The 18309-nt window shown below is 68.6% G+C and carries 18 protein-coding genes; 10 read left to right on the top strand and 8 right to left on the bottom strand.

The annotated features are described in order from the left end of the window. Position 1: 1 nt before the first annotated feature. The 6 genes from F467_RS0111075 to F467_RS0111050 all read right to left on the bottom strand — a co-directional run bounded on the left by F467_RS0111075 (position 2) and on the right by F467_RS0111050 (position 5073). Positions 2-1453, bottom strand: coding sequence for a DNA polymerase Y family protein (locus tag F467_RS0111075; protein WP_018137557.1), 1452 nt, complete (start codon positions 1451-1453; stop codon positions 2-4). Between the two features lie 169 nt (positions 1454-1622). Further along, positions 1623-2246, bottom strand: a complete 624-nt coding sequence (imuA, locus tag F467_RS0111070) for a translesion DNA synthesis-associated protein ImuA (RefSeq protein WP_018137558.1) — start codon at positions 2244-2246, stop codon at positions 1623-1625. A 4-nt stretch (positions 2247-2250) separates the two neighbouring features. Beyond that, positions 2251-2868, bottom strand: a complete 618-nt coding sequence (gene lexA, locus F467_RS0111065; RefSeq protein WP_018137559.1) for a transcriptional repressor LexA — start codon at positions 2866-2868, stop codon at positions 2251-2253. Between the two features lie 94 nt (positions 2869-2962). Then, positions 2963-3313 carry a hypothetical protein gene (locus F467_RS0111060; protein WP_018137560.1) on the bottom strand — a complete coding sequence of 117 codons (351 nt, stop codon included), beginning with the start codon at positions 3311-3313 and terminating at the stop codon, positions 2963-2965. Positions 3314-3601: 288 nt separating this feature from the next. Next, complete coding sequence (locus F467_RS0111055) at positions 3602-3928, bottom strand: hypothetical protein (protein ID WP_018138356.1); 327 nt, start codon at positions 3926-3928, stop codon at positions 3602-3604. Between the two features lie 26 nt (positions 3929-3954). After that, positions 3955-5073, bottom strand: a complete 1119-nt coding sequence (locus F467_RS0111050) for a transporter substrate-binding domain-containing protein (protein WP_018138357.1) — start codon at positions 5071-5073, stop codon at positions 3955-3957. A gap of 63 nt (positions 5074-5136) precedes the next feature. Here F467_RS0111050 and F467_RS0111045 point away from each other — a divergent pair, with 63 nt between their 5' ends. The 4 genes from F467_RS0111045 to lolA all read left to right on the top strand — a co-directional run bounded on the left by F467_RS0111045 (position 5137) and on the right by lolA (position 10300). After that, entirely contained in the window at positions 5137-6375 is a 1239-nt protein-coding gene (locus tag F467_RS0111045) for a methyltransferase domain-containing protein (protein ID WP_018138358.1), read from the top strand. Further along, the gene (locus F467_RS0111040) at positions 6372-7127 is read left to right on the top strand and encodes a DUF429 domain-containing protein (protein WP_020404934.1); all 756 of its coding nucleotides are present in this window, start codon (positions 6372-6374) and stop codon (positions 7125-7127) included. Before F467_RS0111045 ends, F467_RS0111040 begins: the two co-directional genes overlap by 4 nt. 25 nt (positions 7128-7152) lie before the next feature. Next, positions 7153-9522, top strand: a complete 2370-nt coding sequence (locus F467_RS0111035) for a DNA translocase FtsK (RefSeq protein WP_018138360.1) — start codon at positions 7153-7155, stop codon at positions 9520-9522. Positions 9523-9640: 118 nt separating this feature from the next. Beyond that, entirely contained in the window at positions 9641-10300 is a 660-nt protein-coding gene (lolA, locus tag F467_RS0111030; protein ID WP_018138361.1) for an outer membrane lipoprotein chaperone LolA, read from the top strand. A gap of 199 nt (positions 10301-10499) precedes the next feature. On the opposite strand, the gene F467_RS0111025 is transcribed toward lolA, so the two are convergent. Together F467_RS0111025 and zapB are read right to left on the bottom strand one after the other, a co-directional pair. Beyond that, positions 10500-10802 (bottom strand): cell division protein ZapA, encoded by a 303-nt coding sequence (locus F467_RS0111025; RefSeq protein ID WP_012983191.1) that lies wholly within the window; start codon positions 10800-10802, stop codon positions 10500-10502. Beyond that, positions 10799-11023: a cell division protein ZapB gene (gene zapB, locus F467_RS0111020; RefSeq protein WP_018138362.1), complete on the bottom strand. Its 225-nt coding sequence runs from the start codon at positions 11021-11023 to the stop codon at positions 10799-10801. Before zapB ends, F467_RS0111025 begins: the two co-directional genes overlap by 4 nt. Before the next feature lie 245 nt (positions 11024-11268). On the opposite strand from zapB, the gene F467_RS0111015 reads away from it, so the two are divergent. The 6 genes from F467_RS0111015 (at position 11269) to F467_RS0110990 (ending at position 17922) form a co-directional block, all read left to right on the top strand. Continuing rightward, positions 11269-11556, top strand: a complete 288-nt coding sequence (locus F467_RS0111015) for a hypothetical protein (RefSeq protein WP_018138363.1) — start codon at positions 11269-11271, stop codon at positions 11554-11556. Then, positions 11556-12158, top strand: a complete 603-nt coding sequence (locus tag F467_RS0111010; RefSeq protein ID WP_018138364.1) for a UPF0149 family protein — start codon at positions 11556-11558, stop codon at positions 12156-12158. Before F467_RS0111015 ends, F467_RS0111010 begins: the two co-directional genes overlap by 1 nt. Beyond that, on the top strand, positions 12155-13519 hold the full coding sequence (pepP, locus tag F467_RS0111005) for a Xaa-Pro aminopeptidase (RefSeq protein ID WP_018138365.1): 1365 nt from the start codon (positions 12155-12157) through the stop codon (positions 13517-13519). The genes F467_RS0111010 and pepP overlap by 4 nt, the downstream gene beginning before the upstream one ends. A 276-nt stretch (positions 13520-13795) precedes the next feature. Continuing rightward, positions 13796-15055 carry an FAD-dependent monooxygenase gene (locus F467_RS0111000; protein WP_018138366.1) on the top strand — a complete coding sequence of 420 codons (1260 nt, stop codon included), beginning with the start codon at positions 13796-13798 and terminating at the stop codon, positions 15053-15055. Then, positions 15052-16242 (top strand): FAD-dependent monooxygenase, encoded by a 1191-nt coding sequence (locus F467_RS0110995; RefSeq protein WP_018138367.1) that lies wholly within the window; start codon positions 15052-15054, stop codon positions 16240-16242. Before F467_RS0111000 ends, F467_RS0110995 begins: the two co-directional genes overlap by 4 nt. Positions 16243-16833: 591 nt before the next feature. After that, positions 16834-17922 (top strand): porin, encoded by a 1089-nt coding sequence (locus F467_RS0110990; protein WP_018138368.1) that lies wholly within the window; start codon positions 16834-16836, stop codon positions 17920-17922. The last annotated feature ends 387 nt before the right edge of the window (positions 17923-18309 follow it).

The following is an 18309-nucleotide window of genomic DNA, read 5'->3' as shown; positions in this document are numbered from 1 at the left end:
GTCACCCCCAGTACCCCTGCCGGAACCACTGGCCGCTGCGCAGGCAGCGGTACAGCCACAGCCTGCGCCCCTGCCGGTCGCGCGTGACCGCGTAATCGCGGCGCACATCCTGCCCGCGGTCCCACCAGCCATCCTCCAGTCGACCCAGCCTGTGCGCCTGCAGTGGGGGCGGGATCGGTTGCGGGTCCTGTAGCCACAGCGCCGTGCCGCAAATCATTTGCGCGGGTGTCGGCGGCGGAGGCGAGGCCGCCGCGTCGAGATCGTGTTGCGCGCCCTGGGCGGCCTCGGGGCGCGGGATGCCGCTGGCGGTCAGCCGGACGATTGCCTGCTCGCCCAGGCGGGCACTCAGGCGGGCCAGCACGGCCGGTAACTGTGCATCCGGCGGCGGGTGGCCCGGAGTCTCGGCCAGCAGGCTGGCGCCCTGCGCGGGCGGGTCGAGCAGCCGCGTGGCCCGCAGGCGCAGGCCGATGACCGGGGCGGGCAGGACCTCGCGTTCCAGCCGGGTCTGCCACAGGGGCAGCCAGTCCTCCGCACGGATACCGGGATCGCCGCGCTCCAGCGTTATTCGGGTAGAGGTAATACGTGAATGCGCCTCGCGGTGTTTCAGCTCCAGCGTCATCCCCTGCAGGCTGCGGTTCAGGCCGCGCAGCTGGGCCTCGGCCTGGCGCAGCAGGCGCTTGAGCGGGAAGGCCAGGGCCCCGGTCGCGTGAATCTCGTGTTCCAGGCGCAGCGACAGGTCCAGCTCCGGGGGTGGGTCAAAGCGCGGCAGGGTCTCCGTGCGCCGCCCCAGCAGCCGATCCAGCAGTGCCAGCAACTCCGGGCCGTGACGGCGCGCGAGTTCGGGGCGCGCCAACCGCAGCAGGTCGCCGAGCCGGCGCAGGCCGATGGCCCGCAGGCCCTCCCGAGTCGCGGCGGACAGTGGCAGGGCCTCCAGCGGGACGGGTGACAGGGTGCGGCGCAGGGCCTCGGCGTCCTCGGGGATCGCGGGGTTGCGCAGAGTGGCGAGCAGGCGCGCGGCGGCCGGGCTGCGCGCCACGCCGATGCGCGGGTGGAAGCCCAGCCCCTTCAGGGTCTCCCGTACCCGTTCCCGCAGGGCGGCGAGCCCGCCGAACAGGCGCCGGCTGCGGCCGACCTCCAGCAGGATGCGCCGGGTCTCCGGCTCCGGGTGCACGTGATCGGAGAACTGCAGCAGTACGCCGGCCAGCATGCTGACCTGCGCGGTCTGGGCCTGCGGGTCGTGCTCGACGAGCTCCGGGGTGTCGAGGATGGCGAGGGCATCGGCCAGCGCCATGCCCGGTCGGGCCCCGGCGCGCCGCGCTGCGCGGTTGGTGGCATGCACGCGCGGCGCAGCGCCGGCCTCGACCACCAGCAGGGGGCGCTCGGTCAGCCGTGAACGGTCCGCCTCGGCGCGCGCCAGGGTCTCCAGCGCCAGATGCGGCAGCTCGACCGCCATCCACTGTTCGTTTGCCGAGCGCGGTTCGACCCGTGGGGCAGGGCCGGACTCCGCTGGATGCTCCGAGGGTGCAATCGAGGGCGGAATCAGTGCTGCCTGGTGCCATGCGCGGGCCGGGCGCGAGGCACGCGGGTGCGGGACGGCTTGTGGTCGCTCCGGATGGCCCATCTCAGGGCACCGGGATGTGCAGGGCCTGGCCGGAACGGGCCCAGTCGCCGATGCCCTTCAGGCAGTTCAGTTCGAGGCCGTCGGTGGCGGGCTGCCAGCGCAGGCGCTGATGGGCCGGGGAGGGCTGCTCCGCGGCGCGCGGCGGGCGGTACAGGATGGCGCAGGCCTGGCTTTCGGCCGCGGCCAGGCGCAGCCGACGCAACAACGCGGTTTCCACCGGGCCGCCCAGCCAGGCCAGCAGGACCCCGAAGGCCGGGTCGCGCAGGCATTGTTCGCCGGCCCAGAGGGTGTCGCGGTTGTGTTCGGTGCGGATCAGCAGCAACCGTTCCGGCGGGATGCCAAGCGGCTGCCAGCCCGGCAGCCAGGGCGTGGCGGGCGGCGCCAGCAGTGCGATCCAGTACCCCTCGCGACCGCAGGCCTCGAGCATGGGGACCAGCAGACGGGTCTCGCCACAGCCAAAGGGGGAGCCCAGGAGTTCGATCAGCTGGCCGCGCGGCCAGCCGCCCCCGAGGGCCCGGTCCAGCGCCGGGTGACCACTCGGCCAGACCGGGGCATTCGCGGCAGGGGCGGCGCTGCGCCCGCGCCACAGCGCCGGATGATCGAGCAGGGCATCAATGCCGGGCACGGGCTTAGCCCTGCGCTTCAAGATCGCGCAGTACGCCGACCCCGATACCCTCGATCGCCAGCTCCTGGCGCTCCAGGTCGATCTCGATCGGGGCGAAGTCGGGGTTCTCCGGCAGCAGGCGCACGCGGGCACCGTCCTGCTCGAAGCGCTTGACCGTCACCTCGTCCTCGATGCGGGCCACGACGATCTGGCCGGGGCGGGCCTCCGGGGTCTGGCGGACGGCCAGCAGGTCGCCATCGAGGATGCCGGCGTCGCGCATGCTTTCTCCATGCACGCGCAGCAGGTAGTCCGGGCGGGCCCGGAACAGGCTGTCGTCGATCCGGTAGTGGCGTTCGATATGCTCGGTGGCGAGGATCGGCGAGCCGGCGGCCACGCGCCCGACCAGAGGTAGTTCGGCCGGTCGGGCCGCATGCGTACCGGCCAGGCGGATACCGCGCGCGGCCCCGCCCACCAGTTCGATCGCGCCCTTTTTCTCCAGGGCCTTCAGGTGGCATTCGGCCGCATAGGGCGAGCGGAAACCAAATGCACGGGCGATCTCGCTGCGCGTTGGGGCCGTGCCCTGGGTGGCGACGGTCTCGCTGATGTAGTCGAGGATGGCCTGCTGGCGCGCGGTCAGGGACACGGCGGGTGCTCCACGGATAACTGTTCATAAATACAGTATTCCGTGGCGAAGTCCGAGGCAAGTAGCGGCAAGCGCCTTCGTGATCGGTGTTTCCCTAAGGCGAGCCCTGCTCCAGTGTCTTGCGCAGGTGCTCGATCTGCTCCGGCTTGATGCCGGCGATGTCCTTGATCGGCAGGGTGAACGCGAAGCCGTTGCCGACCTCGCTCAAAGCGAGTTCTTCGTCCAGGCGTTTCAGCAGCCGTTCGGCGAGGCTGGCCTCCAGGACCATTAGCAGCACGTTGCGGGCCGCGGAGTCCTTCAGATCCATGATCGGTGTGCGGCGCAGCTGGGCAATGCCCTGGCCCTCCAGCAGCGTCAGGCCGGCGGCGCCCTCGCGGCGCACGGTCTCGATGGCACGGTCGGCCCGGTTGCGCGGGACCACGGCGGCGAGCAGTACGAATTGCATGGCGTTCCTCGCGCAGAAGATTAGGAAACACTGATCAATGTACACGCTCGCGCTCGAGTCGCTTTTGCGTGCGAACAAGGCGCGGTGACTGCCGTGCAGTCATTCTGCACAAGGGAGCCGCAACGCGGTGCGCGCGCAAAAGCGGCCGAGCCCCTTGGGGTTGGTACCCCAGGTTCCCCGATCCTGCGTTGCGGCCCTTGCCGGTAGAACCACTACCGGCTGCGCACCGCGCCTTGTCTCGGAAAACCTGGGGTACCAACGCGAGCGTGTACATTGATCAGTGTTTCCTTAGGGTTGGGCGGGGGTACCCGCGAACTGCATGCCCGCCAGGGCCTGGGCATCCAGTGTGAAGGCCAGGCCGTTGTACGGCTGCAGCAGGTCCAGTTCCAGGTTCAGGCGGCGGGCGATGCGCTCGGCGCGTTCCTCGTCCAGCTCCCAGATGCAGATCGACTCCCGGCCCTGGTAGGTCACGCCGAGAAAGGTCATGTGGTCCGGAAAGCCGAGCCCCGCGCCGTGCATCACCGTGCCGTCCGCGCCGCCTTCCTCGGCCGCGATCGCCAGCGCCAGGTCCTCGCGATCCTGATCGACGATGGCCACCAGAAATGTTTCAGCCATGATGTCTTTACTCCCCGCCCGGCTGGTCAGTTGCCGAGATAGCGGCGCAGCACGCGCTGCCAGTCGTCGGATTCCAGAATCTCCAGTATGGCAACGTTCATCGGGGCGCGCAGGGGCGAGCCCTGGGGCAGGGCGAGGGCGTAGTCCTGGCGCAGGAACTCCACCGGCAGGACCTCCAGTTCGCCGGCGAAGTGTTCGCGCGTCTGGTAGCGCAGCAGCGGGGCGTCGTAGACCATCGCATCGGCGCGCCCCTCGGCCACCGCCGTGAGGGCGGATGTCAGGTCCTGGTGGTCGCGGTAGGCAAAGCCCTGATCGTTCAGCCAGGCGGCAGCACTGGAGCCGCCGATGGTGGCGATACGCTGACCCTCCAGGTCGGAGACATTCTGGATGCCGGTATCCAGCGAGCTGACCGTCAGCGTGGTCGCGATCGCGGCAGTAAATGTAGACACGAGGATCAGCGCGGCGAACATCCAGACCAGCGCGATCATGCGTCCTGGCAGGGTGCGCGGGGCCTTGTCGCCATAGCCGACCGTGGTCATGGTGACTGCGGCCCACCAGAACGCGGAGCCGAGCCCCTGGGCGGCGTTGCCACCGAACTCGTCGGCGTTGCGCCGACGCTCGAACAGCCACAGCAGCGCGCCCACCAGCAGGAGCAGTCCGGCCAGGGCCAGTACCACCATCAGAAAGGGAACGGAGATGAAGGCCCGCAGCGCCCCGGCCACCGGGTTGCCCTGCTGAGGCACGGCGATGGACAGCCCGGTAGTGTAATAGGGGTGAGTGAAATCGACCCGCTCGGCGCGGTCCGAGGTGGCGGTCAGGGCGGCGACCGAGACATCGATACGCCCGTCCCCCAGCCCGTCGATCAGCCCCTCGAGACTGGTCTCGCGGTACTCGTAGTCCAGCTCCAGGCGCTCCGCGACCCGCTCCCACAGTTCGATCGCGATGCCGGTGGGGTGGCCCTCGGCATCGTCCGGCGGGATCACGAAGGGAGGTACGAAGCGGGTGCCGACCCGCAGTGTTTCCGTCTCACCGAGATCGGAGCCTGCCGTGGCCCCGGGGGGCTGGGCCGCGGCAGGGGCAGCCAGCAGCCCCGCGAGCACAGTCAGAACGATCAGGTACAACAGAGCGCGACCGCTACGGGGCATGGGCATATCCTCAAGGTGATTCGCCGTACCATACCGGGAATGCCCACAGGGAAACACCAACGGATGTACGACCCCTTTGCCTGCCCGGAACGCGCGCCAACGGCCATGGGTACGCCGCGCCCGGCGCTGGATGTCGGTTTTACCCTGGACTGGAGCAGTGCCGAGGTGCGGCATCGCGAGTGCCTGTTCCTGCCGTGGCTGATGCCGGCGCACGACGTCTGGCCGGGCGCCATCGGGTCGCAGCTGGCCGGCGTGGATGTCGGCGAGGCAGTAGACGTTCCGGGGGCACCTTTGGTCCCGGGGTGGGACCCGGCCGGGGAGGTCGAACTGCCGCCGGCGGCGTTCAATCGCCGCCTGCGCCGGCATCGGGTGGTGGAACCCCGGGCCGGGCGTTTCTATCCGCGTGCGTTCATCGCCGGCCATGCCGGCATCGAGGCCGGCGACCGCGAGCTGTTCCGCATCGGCAAGCTGGAAGACGCGCGGCTCGTCGCGGACCTGAACCATCCGCTGGCGGGCATGGACGACCTGCAGCTGCGCGCTCGGGTAATGGCGTTTCACGAGCAGGGACGCGAAGACGATCGGGCGGTGGCTGTTACCCGGATGCTGACGGCGCGCGGCCCGGGGATGCAGGCGCGGTGGCACGGGCGGCCGACGGACTTCTGGTCTGGGGAGGCCTGTGAGCGCGAGGATCCCGCGCCCGATCGCGAGTTCTACGCCGGGCCATGCATGGTGCATCACCTGGATGCCACGGCCCGTGCCCGGATCGCGGCGCTGTACGCCACGCTGATCCCGCAGGGTGCACGGGTGCTGGACCTGATGAGCAGCTGGGCATCGCACCTCGATCAGCTGCGAGGGCCCGAGGCGGTTGTCGGGCTGGGCATGAACCACGAGGAGCTGGCCGCCAACGAGGCCCTGGATCAGGCCCTGGTGCACGACCTGAACCGGCAGCCGGCGATTCCGCTGCCGCCCGCGAGCTTCGATGCGGTGGTGTGCACCGCCTCGGTGGAATACCTGACGCGCCCCCAAGCGGTATTCGCCTCGGTGCGCGAGCTTCTGCGCCCGGGTGGGGTGTTCGTGGTGGCGTTCTCCGATCGCTGCTTCCCGACCAAGGCGATCGCGGTCTGGGAGCAGTTGTACGACTTCGAGCGCATGGGGCTGGTGCTCGATTTGTTCCTGCGCGCAGGGTTCGACGACCTTTCCACGCTCTCGCTGCGCGGCCTGCCGCGCCCGCCGGACGACCCTTATGCCGGGCGCCTGGATTATGCCGACCCGGTGTTCGCGGTCTGGGGCCGGTGTCCGTGAGCAACCCCATCCGCATCATCGGCGTCGACTGTGCCACCCAGCCGCGCAAGACCGGGCTGGCCTGTGCCCGCTGGTCCGGCGACGACTTGCGCCTGGAGGAAGCCCGCCGCGCGCACCCGAGCGAGCCGGCGGCCGCGATCGTGGCCGGCTGGATGGATACGCCGGGACCCGTTCTGCTGTGCCTGGATGCCCCGCTCGGCTGGCCCAGCGCCCTGGCGCGGGAACTGTCGGGGCACCAGGCCGGTGCGGGCATTACGGCGGACGCGGATGCGATGTTCCACCGCCATACCGACCGGGTGATTCGGGAGCGCCTCGGCAAGCGCCCGCTGGAGGTGGGGGCGAACTTCATCGCGCGCACTGCGCTGGCGGCGGTCAATCTGCTGCAAGCGCTGCGCGACCAGAGCGGACGGGCGCTTCCGCTGCCCCGGGTTGCTGGGCCGGTTGCCGATTCAGCTGCGATCGAGGTGTATCCGGCCGCCCTGCGCAGGGTCCGTGGCTGGGATACCCGTGTCGATGTCCGGGCCCGGCTGCCCGAGGCCTTCGAGGGGCCCGTGCCAGACCTGAGTGTCGCCACCGACGATACGCTGGATGCGGCGCTGTGCGTGCTGGCCGGGGTCGATTTCCTGGCCGGACACGCAGTCGCGCCGACCGCGGATGAGGCGGCGCTGGCGGGCCGCGAGGGCTGGATCTGGTCGGCCGATCCGGACCCGTTTCGCAGGGAGGGAGATCGGCCCCCACGAACGACGTCTTAATCGGTAAACTGCGCGATGATTCGCAATGCCCGTGTCGCGGGCCGAACACAATGGGGAGCGCATGGCCGCAAGCAAGGCCAAATCCGGGGGCAAGGGCAGGAAGACGGCAGAGCCGGCTGCGGCACCCAGCCTGAGCGGGCAGTTGCTGCGCGGGCTGCGCGAGGGTGCGCTGCTGATCTTCGGCATGCTGGCGCTTTATCTGCTGGTCGCCCTGGTGAGCTATCACCCGGGCGATGCGGCCTGGTCCACCACCGGCGATGGCGAGAGCCTGCGCAACCTGGGTGGCACCACCGGCGCCTGGTTTGCGGACATCGCGTTTCACCTGCTGGGCTATCTGGCCTACCTGATTCCGCTGGCGGTCGGCGGCATCGGCTGGTGGCTGTTCCGGCATCGCCGCGAGGCGCGGATCGCCAGCCCGATGGAACTGACCGTGCGCGGGGTCGCGCTGATTGTGGCACTGATCTCGGGCGCGGCGCTGGCCGCGTTGCACCTGCTCCCGGGCGGGATGCCGGTGCACGCGGGCGGCATCCTCGGAGACTTGTTTGCCGGCTGGGCCGTGGCCGGGCTGAGCCTGGTCGGGGCGACGCTGGTGCTGCTGGCGCTGTTCCTGGCCGGGGTGACGCTGTTCACGGGCCTGTCCTGGTTCCTGCTGATGGACCGGCTGGGTCAGTTGACCATCCGTGGCTTCGAGCGGCTTCGCGCTCAGCTGGATTCGGCCCGGGATCGCCGCATCGGCGCGCGCGAGCGGGCCGAGCGCGAGACGCGGGTGGAAAAGGAGCGCAAGCGCACCGAGAAGCGCGCGCCCTCGCGCGTGGAGCCGCGCATCGAGGCGCCCGCGCCCAGCCCGCGCGTACAGAAGGAAAAGCAGGTCCCGCTGTTCACCGAAGGGTCCGGGGCCGATCCGCGTCCGCCGCTGTCCCTGCTGGACGAGGCGCCACCCCCGCCGGATGGCTTCTCGGAGGAGTCGCTGCAGGCACTCTCGCGCCTGGTCGAGCTGAAGCTGAAGGACTTTGGCGTGGAGGTCGAGGTGGTCGCGGTGCAGCCGGGCCCGGTGATCACGCGCTTCGAGCTGCAGCCGGCGGCCGGGGTCAAGGCCTCGCGCATCTCCGGGCTGTCCACCGATCTGGCGCGCTCGCTGTCGGTGATGGCGGTGCGCATCGTCGAGGTGATCCCGGGCAAGTCCACCGTGGGCCTGGAGATCCCCAACGAGAACCGCGAGATCGTGGCGCTCTCCGAGATCCTGCGTTCGGATCTGTTCGATTCGAACAAGTCGCCGCTGACCATGGCGCTCGGCAAGGACATCGGTGGCGGCCCGGTGATGGCGGATCTGGCGAAGATGCCGCATTTGCTGGTGGCCGGGACGACCGGCTCCGGGAAATCGGTCGGCGTGAACGCGATGCTGCTGTCGCTGTTGTACAAGTCCACGCCGGACGACGTACGCCTGATCCTGATCGACCCGAAGATGCTGGAGCTGTCGGTGTACGACGGCATCCCGCACCTGCTGTGCGAGGTCGTGACCGACATGAAGGATGCCTCCAACGCCCTGCGCTGGGCGGTGGCAGAGATGGAACGGCGCTACAAGCTGATGTCGGCGATGGGCGTGCGCAATATCGGCGGCTTCAACAAGAAGGTGCGCGATGCCGAGGCCGCCGGCGAGCCGTTGAAGGACCCACTGTTCAAGCCGGAGGAGGCGCTGACCGAGACCGAGGCGCCGGAGCTAGAGCCGTTGCCGTTCATCGTGATCGTGGTCGACGAGTTCGCCGACATGATGATGGTGGTGGGCAAGAAGGTGGAGGAGCTGATCGCACGCCTGGCGCAGAAGGCGCGCGCCGCCGGTATCCACCTGATCCTGGCCACCCAGCGCCCGTCGGTGGACGTGATCACCGGCCTGATCAAGGCGAACATCCCCAGCCGTATCGCCTTCCAGGTCTCCTCGCGCGTGGACTCGCGCACCATCCTCGACCAGATGGGGGCCGAGCACCTGCTGGGCCACGGCGACATGCTCTACCTGCCGCCGGGCAAGGCGATGCCGGAGCGCGTACATGGTGCCTTCGTCGGCGACAACGAGGTCCATCAGGTGGTGGAGTACCTGAAATCTACCGGCGAGCCGAACTACAACGAGGCGATCCTCGACGAGCCGGAGGCCGGGGCCGCCGCGATCCCGGGGCTGGAGGCACCGGGCGATGGCGAGGCGGAGACCGACCCGCTTTACGACCAGGCTGTGCAGATCGTGATCGAGACGCGCAAGGCCTCGATCTCGTTCATCCAGCGCCGCCTGAAGATCGGCTACAACCGTGCCGCGCGCATGGTCGAGGACATGGAGGCCGCCGGGCTGGTCAGCCCGGTGCAGTCCAATGGCAATCGCGAGGTCCTGGTCCCGGGGCCGAACGACTGACGCTCGGCCGGGTCCATGTACCGGATCCTGTGATCCGGCTCGACCTTTCTGTTGTGGTATTCACGTCCGGTTAAGCGACCGGGCGCAGGATCATCGTAAACACCCAACCGGAGTCCGCATGATCGTTCGTCTTGTCCCCCGTCTGTTGCTCGCCCTGGCCGCGACGACGATGTTCCTGTTCGCCGGGCCGCTGGCGGCCGAGCGCGGCCCGGCGCCGGATGCGCGCGCGGCGCTGGACCGTTTTGTCGAGGGACTGGAGACCTTTACGGCCGAGTTCACGCAGACGGTACGCGACGAGACGGGCTATGTGCTGCAGGAGTCCGACGGCTCGATGCAGCTGGGCATGCCGAATCGACTGCGCTGGGAGGTGACCGAGCCCTTCCCGCAGACGATCGTGTCCGATGGCGAGGACCTGTGGACCTATGACCCGGACCTGGCGCAGGCGACCGTGCGCCCGCTGGGGGATGCCTTCGATGCGACACCGATCGCGGCGATCACCCAGCCGGAGCGGCTGGACGAACACTTCCGCATGGATGTGCTGCCGGTAGGTGATGCCTCGGCCCTGCGCCTGCTGCTGATCCCGCGCAACGAACAGGCGGACTTTACGCACCTCGAGCTGGACCTGACGCCGGATGGTGACCTGACCCGCATGGCCTTTCGCGACATCTTTGGTCAGGAGACCGAGATTCACTTCGAGCGAAGCGAGCGCAATGCGCCGGTCGACGAGGCTGCGTTTACCTTCGATCCGCCATCCGGGGTGGATATCTATCGGCCGTAACGCACCATTCGCCGCGCCGTGGGAACCCTTGATGGGATTCGCCTGGCTCATCCCATCCTACAGTGCGGGGTGGGGGCAGGAGTAGGGTGCGGTTGAGCACCGCGAAACGCACCGTGCCGTGCGCCGTGGGAACCCTTGATAGGATTCGCCTGGCTCATCCCATCCTACGGCGCTGTGGGAGCGGCCTTGGCCGCGAACTTCAGGAGCGGGGCGTGCCCAGCGACTGTTCGATGCGGTCGGCGATGGCGGTGATGCGGGCCGGGCCGGTCTGCTCGGCGCGCTTGAGCTGCTCCTGGCATTCGAGCATCTCGTGAGCGAGGTTCAGCGCCACCATCACGGCAATGCGCTCGGCGCCGACCACGCGGCCGGTGTCGCGCAGTTCGCGCATGCGCTCGTCGACCAGGGAGGCGGAGGCAAACAGGTCGGCGCGTTCCTCGGGCGGGCAGGCGATCTGGTATTCCTTGCCCAGGATCGAGACGCGTACGGGTTCGGACTGGCTCATTCGCTGTGCTCCATCGACCGCAGGCGGGCGATCATCGTCTCGACCCGGTGGCGGGCCTGTTCGTTGCGTTCCTTGAAGGCCGCGCGCTCGCTTTTGAGCTGACGAATCTGCTCGTGCAGCAGATTGTTCTCCTCGCGCAGGGCGGCATGTTCATCGAGCAGCCGCGTAATCGCGGTCTCGAGGCGCTCGACGGGATCGTGGCTGGAATCCTCGGACGACATGGCGACAGGCCCCAGTTCGGTGAAGGCGACCGCGCACGGCGCGCGACGCAGTCCATGGAGTCTAGGAGGCCCCCCCGCAAATCGTCAACTTGTGTGACCTTTTTGCGGGAGCGCCTTCACTATTGCCATCCGCGACTGCCGGCGGCGACAGGGCCAAACGCGCGCGGACACGGCGCTTTGTTGCGACTCCTATGGCGGGCTGGTCACAATAGGCGGCATATCATTTCTCAGGAACTGCCGCGCCCATGATTCAGCCCCCCGAACCCGACCCGCAGGCCACCGTGATCGAGGGCACCGCCCACAACGGCAAGCCCTGCCGCATCGTGGACAATACCGGGGCGATCCCGCGCGCGGATCTGGAGCAACTGCTGGCGGACCTGATCGCGGAGAAGCGCTTTGGTCTGAATGCGCTGTCGGCCACCGGGTCCAGCGCGATCAAGCTGGGCGAGCCGCAGTTCACCCATCTGCAGGTCGGTGACGACCTCTACCGCTTCCTGCTGTTTCCGTACGAAGCCCGTCTGGAGTCCTTCTGATGGCTGCTCCGACCGGCGAATCGACCAAGGCGCGCGGCGGCCTTGAATCCGACCCGACCGCGCTGGCCGAGCAGCTCGCGCATGGCCTGCGCCGCATGGGCTTCGCGCAAACGCCGGCCTCCGCCCACGGGCTGTTCACCGGCTGTGTGGTCGCGGACCCCGGCGCGGATGTCGAGGCGCTGGAACAAAGCCTGGGCGAGGCGCTGCCGCTGACCGATGCCGCGCCGGACGACTTCCGCGCGACGGTGGAGGCGATCCGCCGGGCACTGCTGGCGCAGCTGTACGACGTCGAGCTCGGCTTCGGGCCCCTGCTGCCGGAAGACGAGCCGATCGAGGCGCGTGCCCAGGCCCTGTCCGAGTGGGTCGACGGCTTTATCTCGGGTTTCGGGCAGATGCCCCGGCTACAGCAGATGAAGCCCTCGGCCGAGGCCAGTGAAATCCTGCGCGACTTTGCCGAGATTGCGCGCATCGAACTGGAGCCGGAGGACGACGAAGACAACGCCGCCGCCTTCGAGGAACTCAACGAATACGTGCGCGTCGGTGTATTGCTGATCGCCGACGAGCTCGCCCCGGACGACCCGAAACGGATCCCGATGCAATGAATGCCCCCACGCGCCCCCCGCTGCCCGGCAAGACCCCGACCATCACCCTGGCCGAGTTCGCCCGGCGGCGTCAGCGCCTGATGCGCGGCGTGGGTGGCGACTCGATCATCGTGGTGCCCGCGGCGCACGAGCAGGTGCGCAATCGCGATGTCGACTACCCGTTTCGACAGAACAGCGACTTCCTCTATCTGACGGGCTTCCCGGAGCCGGATGCGGTCGCCGTGTGCGTCCCCGGACGCGAGGCCGGGGAGTACATCCTGTTCTGCCGCGACCGCGACCCCACGCAGGAGACCTGGCAGGGGCGGCGCGCCGGACCGGACGGGGCGATGGAACATTACGGCGCGGAGTGCGCGTTCCCGATCGAGGACATCGACGAGATCCTGCCGGGCCTGATGGAGAATCGGCGCGTGCTGTGTGCCCCGTTCGGGCGTGACGAGGCGCTGGACCAGCGGCTGTTCGGCTGGGTCAATCGGGTCCGCGCGAAGGCGCGCAACGGCGTGCGGGCCCCGCATGAATACGTCGCGGTCGAGCACTACGTGCACGAACAGCGCCTGTTCAAGAAGGCCCCGGAACTGCGCATGATGCGCCACGCGGCGGCGATCTCGTGCCAGGCCCATATCCGCGCGATGCAGGCGGCGCGACCGGGCGTGACCGAGTTCATGGTCGAGGCCGAGCTGCTGCACGAGTTTCACCGCCATGGCACCGAGCCGGCATATCCCTCCATCGTCGGCGGTGGCGAGAACGGCTGCATCCTGCACTACATCGAGAACCGCGATGTCCTGAACGACGGCGACCTGCTGCTGATCGATGCCGGCTGCGAGGTGCAGGGCTACGCCTCCGACATCACCCGCACCTTCCCGGTCTCCGGCCGTTTCAGCGACACCCAGCGCGAGGTCTACGAGTGCGTGCTGGCCGCCCAGCACGCGGCCATCGAGCAGACCCGCCCGGGCAACCACTGGAACGACCCGCACGATGCCGCCGTACGCGAGCTGACCCGCGGGCTCAAGGATCTGGGCGTGCTCAAGGGCCGGCTCGACAAGCTGCTCAAGGACCACGCCTACCGGCCTTTCTATATGCACCGCACCGGCCACTGGCTGGGGCTGGATGTGCACGACGTCGGCGACTACCGCGTCGGCGACGCCTGGCGCCTGCTGGAGCCGGGCATGGTGACCACCGTGGAGCCGGGCCTCTACTTCGGCCCGTACTCCGAGGCCCCAAAGGCCCTGCGCGGCATCGGCATCCGCATCGAGGACGACGTCGCCGTCACCCGCGACGGACACGAAGTCCTGACCGCCGCCTGCCCCAAGACCCCCGACGACATCGAAGCCTGCATGGCCGGCGACCTCCCGGGCTGGACCTGACCATGCGCTCCCGCCCAAACCCGGCCAACCCAAAATTCGTAGGGTGCGTGGAGCCCCGCAAAACGCACCGGTCGCTGGGGTGTGCCCACACCCCCGATGCGATTCGCTACGCTCATCCGCATCCTACGAAGGTTCGTGGCCCCAGGTGCCGTCATCGCGAGGTGCGCAGCGCCGCGGCGATCACCTTCCGCAGCCACCGGACCTCGCCGCTGCGCCAGCGTCCGGAGATTGCCACGGCCCCTTCGGAGCCTCGCAATGACCGGGTGCGGCGCTGAGATGAGCGTGCAAACCCCCGACATCGCCATCATCGGCGGCGGCCCGGTCGGCAGCCTGGCGGCCGCGACCCTCTCCCGGGCCGGCTATTCCGTGGCCCTGTTCGAGCGGGGCGCCGCGCCGAAGCCGGACACCACCCGCCCCGACACCCGCGGCTACGCCCTGGCCGCTGGCTCCGTCCAGCTCCTGGACGACCTCGGCTACTGGTCCTCCGTGGCCGACCAGGCCACCCCCATCCGATCCATCGTGGTCAGCCGTCGCGGCGGGCTGGGGCGGGTGCACCTGAACGCGCGCGACCATGGCCGCGCCGCGCTCGGGCAGGTCGTTCCGGCCGCCGCCCTGGACCCGATGTTGAACGAGGCCTGCCGCGCGGCCGGTGTGGACCTGCATTACGACTCGACCCTGGCCGGCCTCGATCCGGCCGAAGGGGATCGACGCACTCTGCATATTGAGGGGGCGAAGGACGAGGCGACCTGGTCCGCCCGTCTGATCCTCGCGGCGGACGGCGTGAGCTCCCCGACCCGCAAGGCCCTAGGGTTGCCGGTGCAGCGGCTGCGCTACGACGCCGATGCTTTGGTGTTCGACGTGCGCCCGGACCGTCCGCACAACGGCCAGGCCTTCGAGCGTTTCACCGACGAGGGGCCACTGGCCCTGCTGCCGCAGGCCGATGGCCGCATGAATGTCGTCTGGGTGGCGCCGCCGCAGACTTGTGAACAGCGCCTGGAGCAGGGCGAGGCGGAACGCCTGCGCGAGTTGCAGGCCCGCTTTGGCTGGACACTCGGGCGCCTGCGTCCGGCGGGGCCGGTCGTGCGTTTCCCGCTGGAGCGCGTCCACGCGCCGGACCCGGTCGCCGAGCGTGCGCTGCTGCTCGGCAATGCCGCGCACTCCGTGCATCCAGTCGCCGGGCAGGGGCTCAACCTGTCGCTGCGCGACGTGGCGGGCCTGCTTGGTGCGCTGCGCACGGGCCGGCAAGTCGATGGCACGCCCGCGTTTGCCGCTGACCCGGGTGCGGCGGCCGTTCTGGAGGCCTATGCAAAGGATCGGCGACAGGATGTGGGCAGCGTGGTCGCGGCCACCGATTTCCTCGCCCGGGGCCTGCTGCACGCCGCCGGGCTGCGCGGCCACGGGCTGGGGGCCGGCATGATGGCGGTCGATCGCCTGCGCCCTGCGCGCGATGCGCTGGCCCGCTCCGCAATGGGGCTGGGTCCGCTGCCGCGCCATACGCTCGCCCATCTACCCGCAGCCGGGCAGGGCACGCCATGACGAAAGGCACCCTCGAAACGCTGGACGTCTTGGTCGTGGGCGCGGGCGCCGTCGGCGGGGCGATCGCCCTGGGCGCCGCGCGGCAGGGCCTGCGGGTTGGCGTGCTGGAACGCAACGCCGCGCCCCAGTTCGATCCGGAGACGACACCGGTCACGCGGGTTGCCACGCTCAACTCCGCCTCCATGGCCTTTCTCGACGAGCTGGGCGTGCGCAAGGCGCTGGAGCAGCGCCGCGCCCATGCGTTCTCCGGCATGTACGTCTGGGATGCGAACGGCCCCGGCCATATCCGCTTCGATGCGGACGCGCTGGGTGTCCCGGCGCTTGGCTGGACGGTCGAGCTCGCCGCGCTCGAAGCTGTCCTCTGGAGCCAGTGCGAGGCCGCGGGCGTTGTCCTCTACCCGCAGACCGAATGGAAAGTCCTCGATCGCCGCCCGGATCGGGTTGATGTGTACGGCGACCACCGACACCCGATCGTCTCGGCCCGCCTGCTGGTCGCGGCCGACGGGGCGCGCTCGCGTGTCCGCGACTACGTCGGTATCCCGTTTACCGGACACGACTACGACGCGCGCGGCGTTGTCGCCACCATTACCACCGAGCACCCGCACCAGGACACCGCCTGGCAGCGCTTCGTCGAGGACCGGATCATCGCGCTCCTGCCGCTGGCGGACGGGCGCTGTTCCATCGTCTGGTCACAGCCGGAATGGCCCGCCGCCGAAGACACCCTGGCCCTGGACGACGAGGCCTTTTGTGCGGCGCTGGAGCAGGAGACCGATGGCTGCCTGGGCGCGATTACCGCCACGTCCCCGCGCGCCAGCTTCCCGCTCACCGCGTGGCACGCCAAAACCTACCATGCGGGCCGCGTGGTACTGGCCGGCGACGCCGCCCACACCATCCACCCGCTGGCCGGGCAGGGCCTGAACCTGGGTCTGGCTGACGCCCGTACCCTGGTCGACGGGCTGCGCGGCCCCGCCCGCCACGACCCGGGCACGGAGGCCGTCCTGCGCGCCTACACCCGCGCCCGCCGCCCGGAAAACGCCCTCATGCAACGCGCGATGGACGGCTTCAAGCTCCTGTTCGGCACCCAGGCCGCCGGCCTCCCGGAGCTGCGCGGCCTCGGCCTGCGCCTGGTCGACCAGGCCGACCCCGTCAAGCGGCGCCTCGCCCGCCGCGCCTTCGGCCTCGACTAGCGCAATCGCTGCCACACCCCCTGTAGGAGGCCAGCCCTCTGGCCGATCGGGCATTGGGCGACTCCCAATCGGCCAGAGGGCTGGCCTCCTACAACTCCATCTTCCGCCTTGCACGCCGCAGGATGCGTTGAACCAAGCGAAACGCATCACTCCAGCCTTCGCGCCGTCGCCTCAATTGTCGCCTTCCCGCAACAAATACTCTCGAACGCCTGCCCTGTACCGCTTCGTTGCACATATGCAACAGCTTCAGGGCGGCCGTATTCCATCCTCTAACCCGCCTGAAAGCGCACTTTTCTACAACATAAGATCATCCTTATATGGGTGCTCCATCACAACTACCGTGCGTTCTCGGCGGTTGCCATTATTCCGAATATTCAGTGCCTTGCGATGCAGTTCTGCACTGTCTTTCACCCGTATCCATGCGTTCCTCCCGGTTACCGAGGCGCAAACTTCCAACGCACTCGACATTTTTTCGCCACAAAGGGTTGAAATGCGACACCGTGGTGTATATAAAACACCTGTCATTCGCGGCATCGACCGTGGATGCAGGCGTAGAAACGAACCAAACACCTCTCCTGGGAGATACGCAACATGAAAAAACAGATTCTCGCAGTCGCCGTTGCCGGCGCCTTCGCGGTCCCGGCCTTCGCCGCCGCTGACTCCTCCGTCACCCTGTTCGGCCAGCTGCAGACGCAGGTCGTCCACCATAGCGGTGGCGATCTCGACAGCGGCTTCCGTGTGCACGACGGCGGCTTCACTGGCGTCCAGGGCGATGCCCGCGCTGATGGTGCGAACCCGAATCGTCTTGGCGTCATGGTTAACCACGACCTGGGCAACGGTCTGACCGCGCTGGCCAAGATCGAGCAGGACGTAACCACCCGTGCTGGATTCGGTTCCGGGCAGTCCGCCCGTGACGTGTACGTTGGTCTGGAAGGCAACTTTGGCCGTGTGACCATGGGTCGCATGACCTCGCCCTTCGTCACCGCCGGCAAAGACCCGCTGAACGCGACCTTCATGCAGGCCCGTACCAACGGTGCCCGCCTGAACCCGCAGGTTATTGGTGGCCTGGGTGAAGGTTCCTACCTGGATCGCGCGATTGCCTACTCGAACAGTTTCGGCATTGTCAGTCTGAATGCTGCGGTGATCGTGAACAACGCTGATGACAGCAATTCTGCGGTCGCCGGGCGCCTGAACTTCGATCTGGACCCGGTCGAACTGTACGTGGCGCACACCCATGCCAATGATTACAATGAAGACGGGGAAGATTTCCGCGCCACCAAGATCGGGGCTGACTGGCGCGCCGGTCCGTTCCGTCTGGTCGGTGAAGTGACCGACTTCAAATGGGACTCTCAGGCCGGCATCGATGAAGGTGACGGCAACAACTACTTCCTGTCGGGCACCTACACCATGGGCCGGAATGACTTCGTGCTGAACCTGGGGCACACCCGCAACAAGAACGACGGTAACGACGGCAACGTCGACTACGCCGCCATCGCGGTGAAGCACAACTTCAGTAACCGCGTGATGGCCTACGCCGGCGTTTCCTACGCCGACTACGACAACGACGCCCCGAACCATGCGGGTACCGCCGGTCTGCTCGGTGGTGAGGGTGGCGTGTTCACCGGCAGTAGCTCCACTTCCTTCACGGGTGTGGGCGCCGGGATGCGGGTGTCCTTCTAAGCCCGAGCACTGCTTACAAGCGGTATAACAACAAGCACTAGCTTGTTTTACGGGGCCCCCAGGGGCCCCGTTTTTTATGCACGACCTTCGGCCCCGTTCGGGACTTTTTTGTTGAGGCTTTCCCGAAGGGCTGCAGTGCGCCGAGGCGATGCGGACACGCGTGACCACCGTGTGACCCAAGTGACGCGCAACGGCGCGTAGTGAAGTGACTCTCCTGCCTGCGTTTCAAGTGATGTCTTGGTGGCGGCGAATGGTACGCGCGACGTGCGGTCCATCTTGAAGCGTGCGCAACCCCGTGCCGAGTTGGCCCTCTAAGGCGGGCGTATGCGTTGCAACCTCACGCCCAGGTAACGGATGGGCAGATAAATCGCGCGAGATTCGTTGATC

This window comes from Thioalkalivibrio sp. ALJ12 (assembly GCF_000378305.1).
Taxonomy (GTDB): domain Bacteria; phylum Pseudomonadota; class Gammaproteobacteria; order Ectothiorhodospirales; family Ectothiorhodospiraceae; genus Thioalkalivibrio.
This window is presented reverse-complemented; position numbering and strand designations above follow the sequence as displayed.

Bases quoted from the DNA above. Each gene is read 5' to 3' on its own strand.
- F467_RS0111075 (WP_018137557.1), bottom strand. From the start codon at position 1,453: ATGGCGGTCGAGCTGCCGCATCTGGCGCTGGAGACCCTGGCGCGCGCC.
- F467_RS0111060 (WP_018137560.1), bottom strand. From the start codon at position 3,313: ATGCAATTCGTACTGCTCGCCGCCGTGGTCCCGCGCAACCGGGCCGAC.
- F467_RS0111055 (WP_018138356.1), bottom strand. From the start codon at position 3,928: ATGGCTGAAACATTTCTGGTGGCCATCGTCGATCAGGATCGCGAGGAC.
- F467_RS0111050 (WP_018138357.1), bottom strand. From the start codon at position 5,073: ATGCCCCGTAGCGGTCGCGCTCTGTTGTACCTGATCGTTCTGACTGTG.
- F467_RS0111045 (WP_018138358.1), top strand. From the start codon at position 5,137: ATGTACGACCCCTTTGCCTGCCCGGAACGCGCGCCAACGGCCATGGGT.
- F467_RS0111035 (WP_018138360.1), top strand. From the start codon at position 7,153: ATGCCCGTGTCGCGGGCCGAACACAATGGGGAGCGCATGGCCGCAAGC.
- lolA (WP_018138361.1), top strand. From the start codon at position 9,641: ATGATCGTTCGTCTTGTCCCCCGTCTGTTGCTCGCCCTGGCCGCGACG.
- F467_RS0111025 (WP_012983191.1), bottom strand. From the start codon at position 10,802: ATGAGCCAGTCCGAACCCGTACGCGTCTCGATCCTGGGCAAGGAATAC.
- zapB (WP_018138362.1), bottom strand. From the start codon at position 11,023: ATGTCGTCCGAGGATTCCAGCCACGATCCCGTCGAGCGCCTCGAGACC.
- F467_RS0111015 (WP_018138363.1), top strand. From the start codon at position 11,269: ATGATTCAGCCCCCCGAACCCGACCCGCAGGCCACCGTGATCGAGGGC.
- F467_RS0111010 (WP_018138364.1), top strand. From the start codon at position 11,556: ATGGCTGCTCCGACCGGCGAATCGACCAAGGCGCGCGGCGGCCTTGAA.
- pepP (WP_018138365.1), top strand. From the start codon at position 12,155: ATGAATGCCCCCACGCGCCCCCCGCTGCCCGGCAAGACCCCGACCATC.
- F467_RS0111000 (WP_018138366.1), top strand. From the start codon at position 13,796: ATGAGCGTGCAAACCCCCGACATCGCCATCATCGGCGGCGGCCCGGTC.
- F467_RS0110995 (WP_018138367.1), top strand. From the start codon at position 15,052: ATGACGAAAGGCACCCTCGAAACGCTGGACGTCTTGGTCGTGGGCGCG.
- F467_RS0110990 (WP_018138368.1), top strand. From the start codon at position 16,834: ATGAAAAAACAGATTCTCGCAGTCGCCGTTGCCGGCGCCTTCGCGGTC.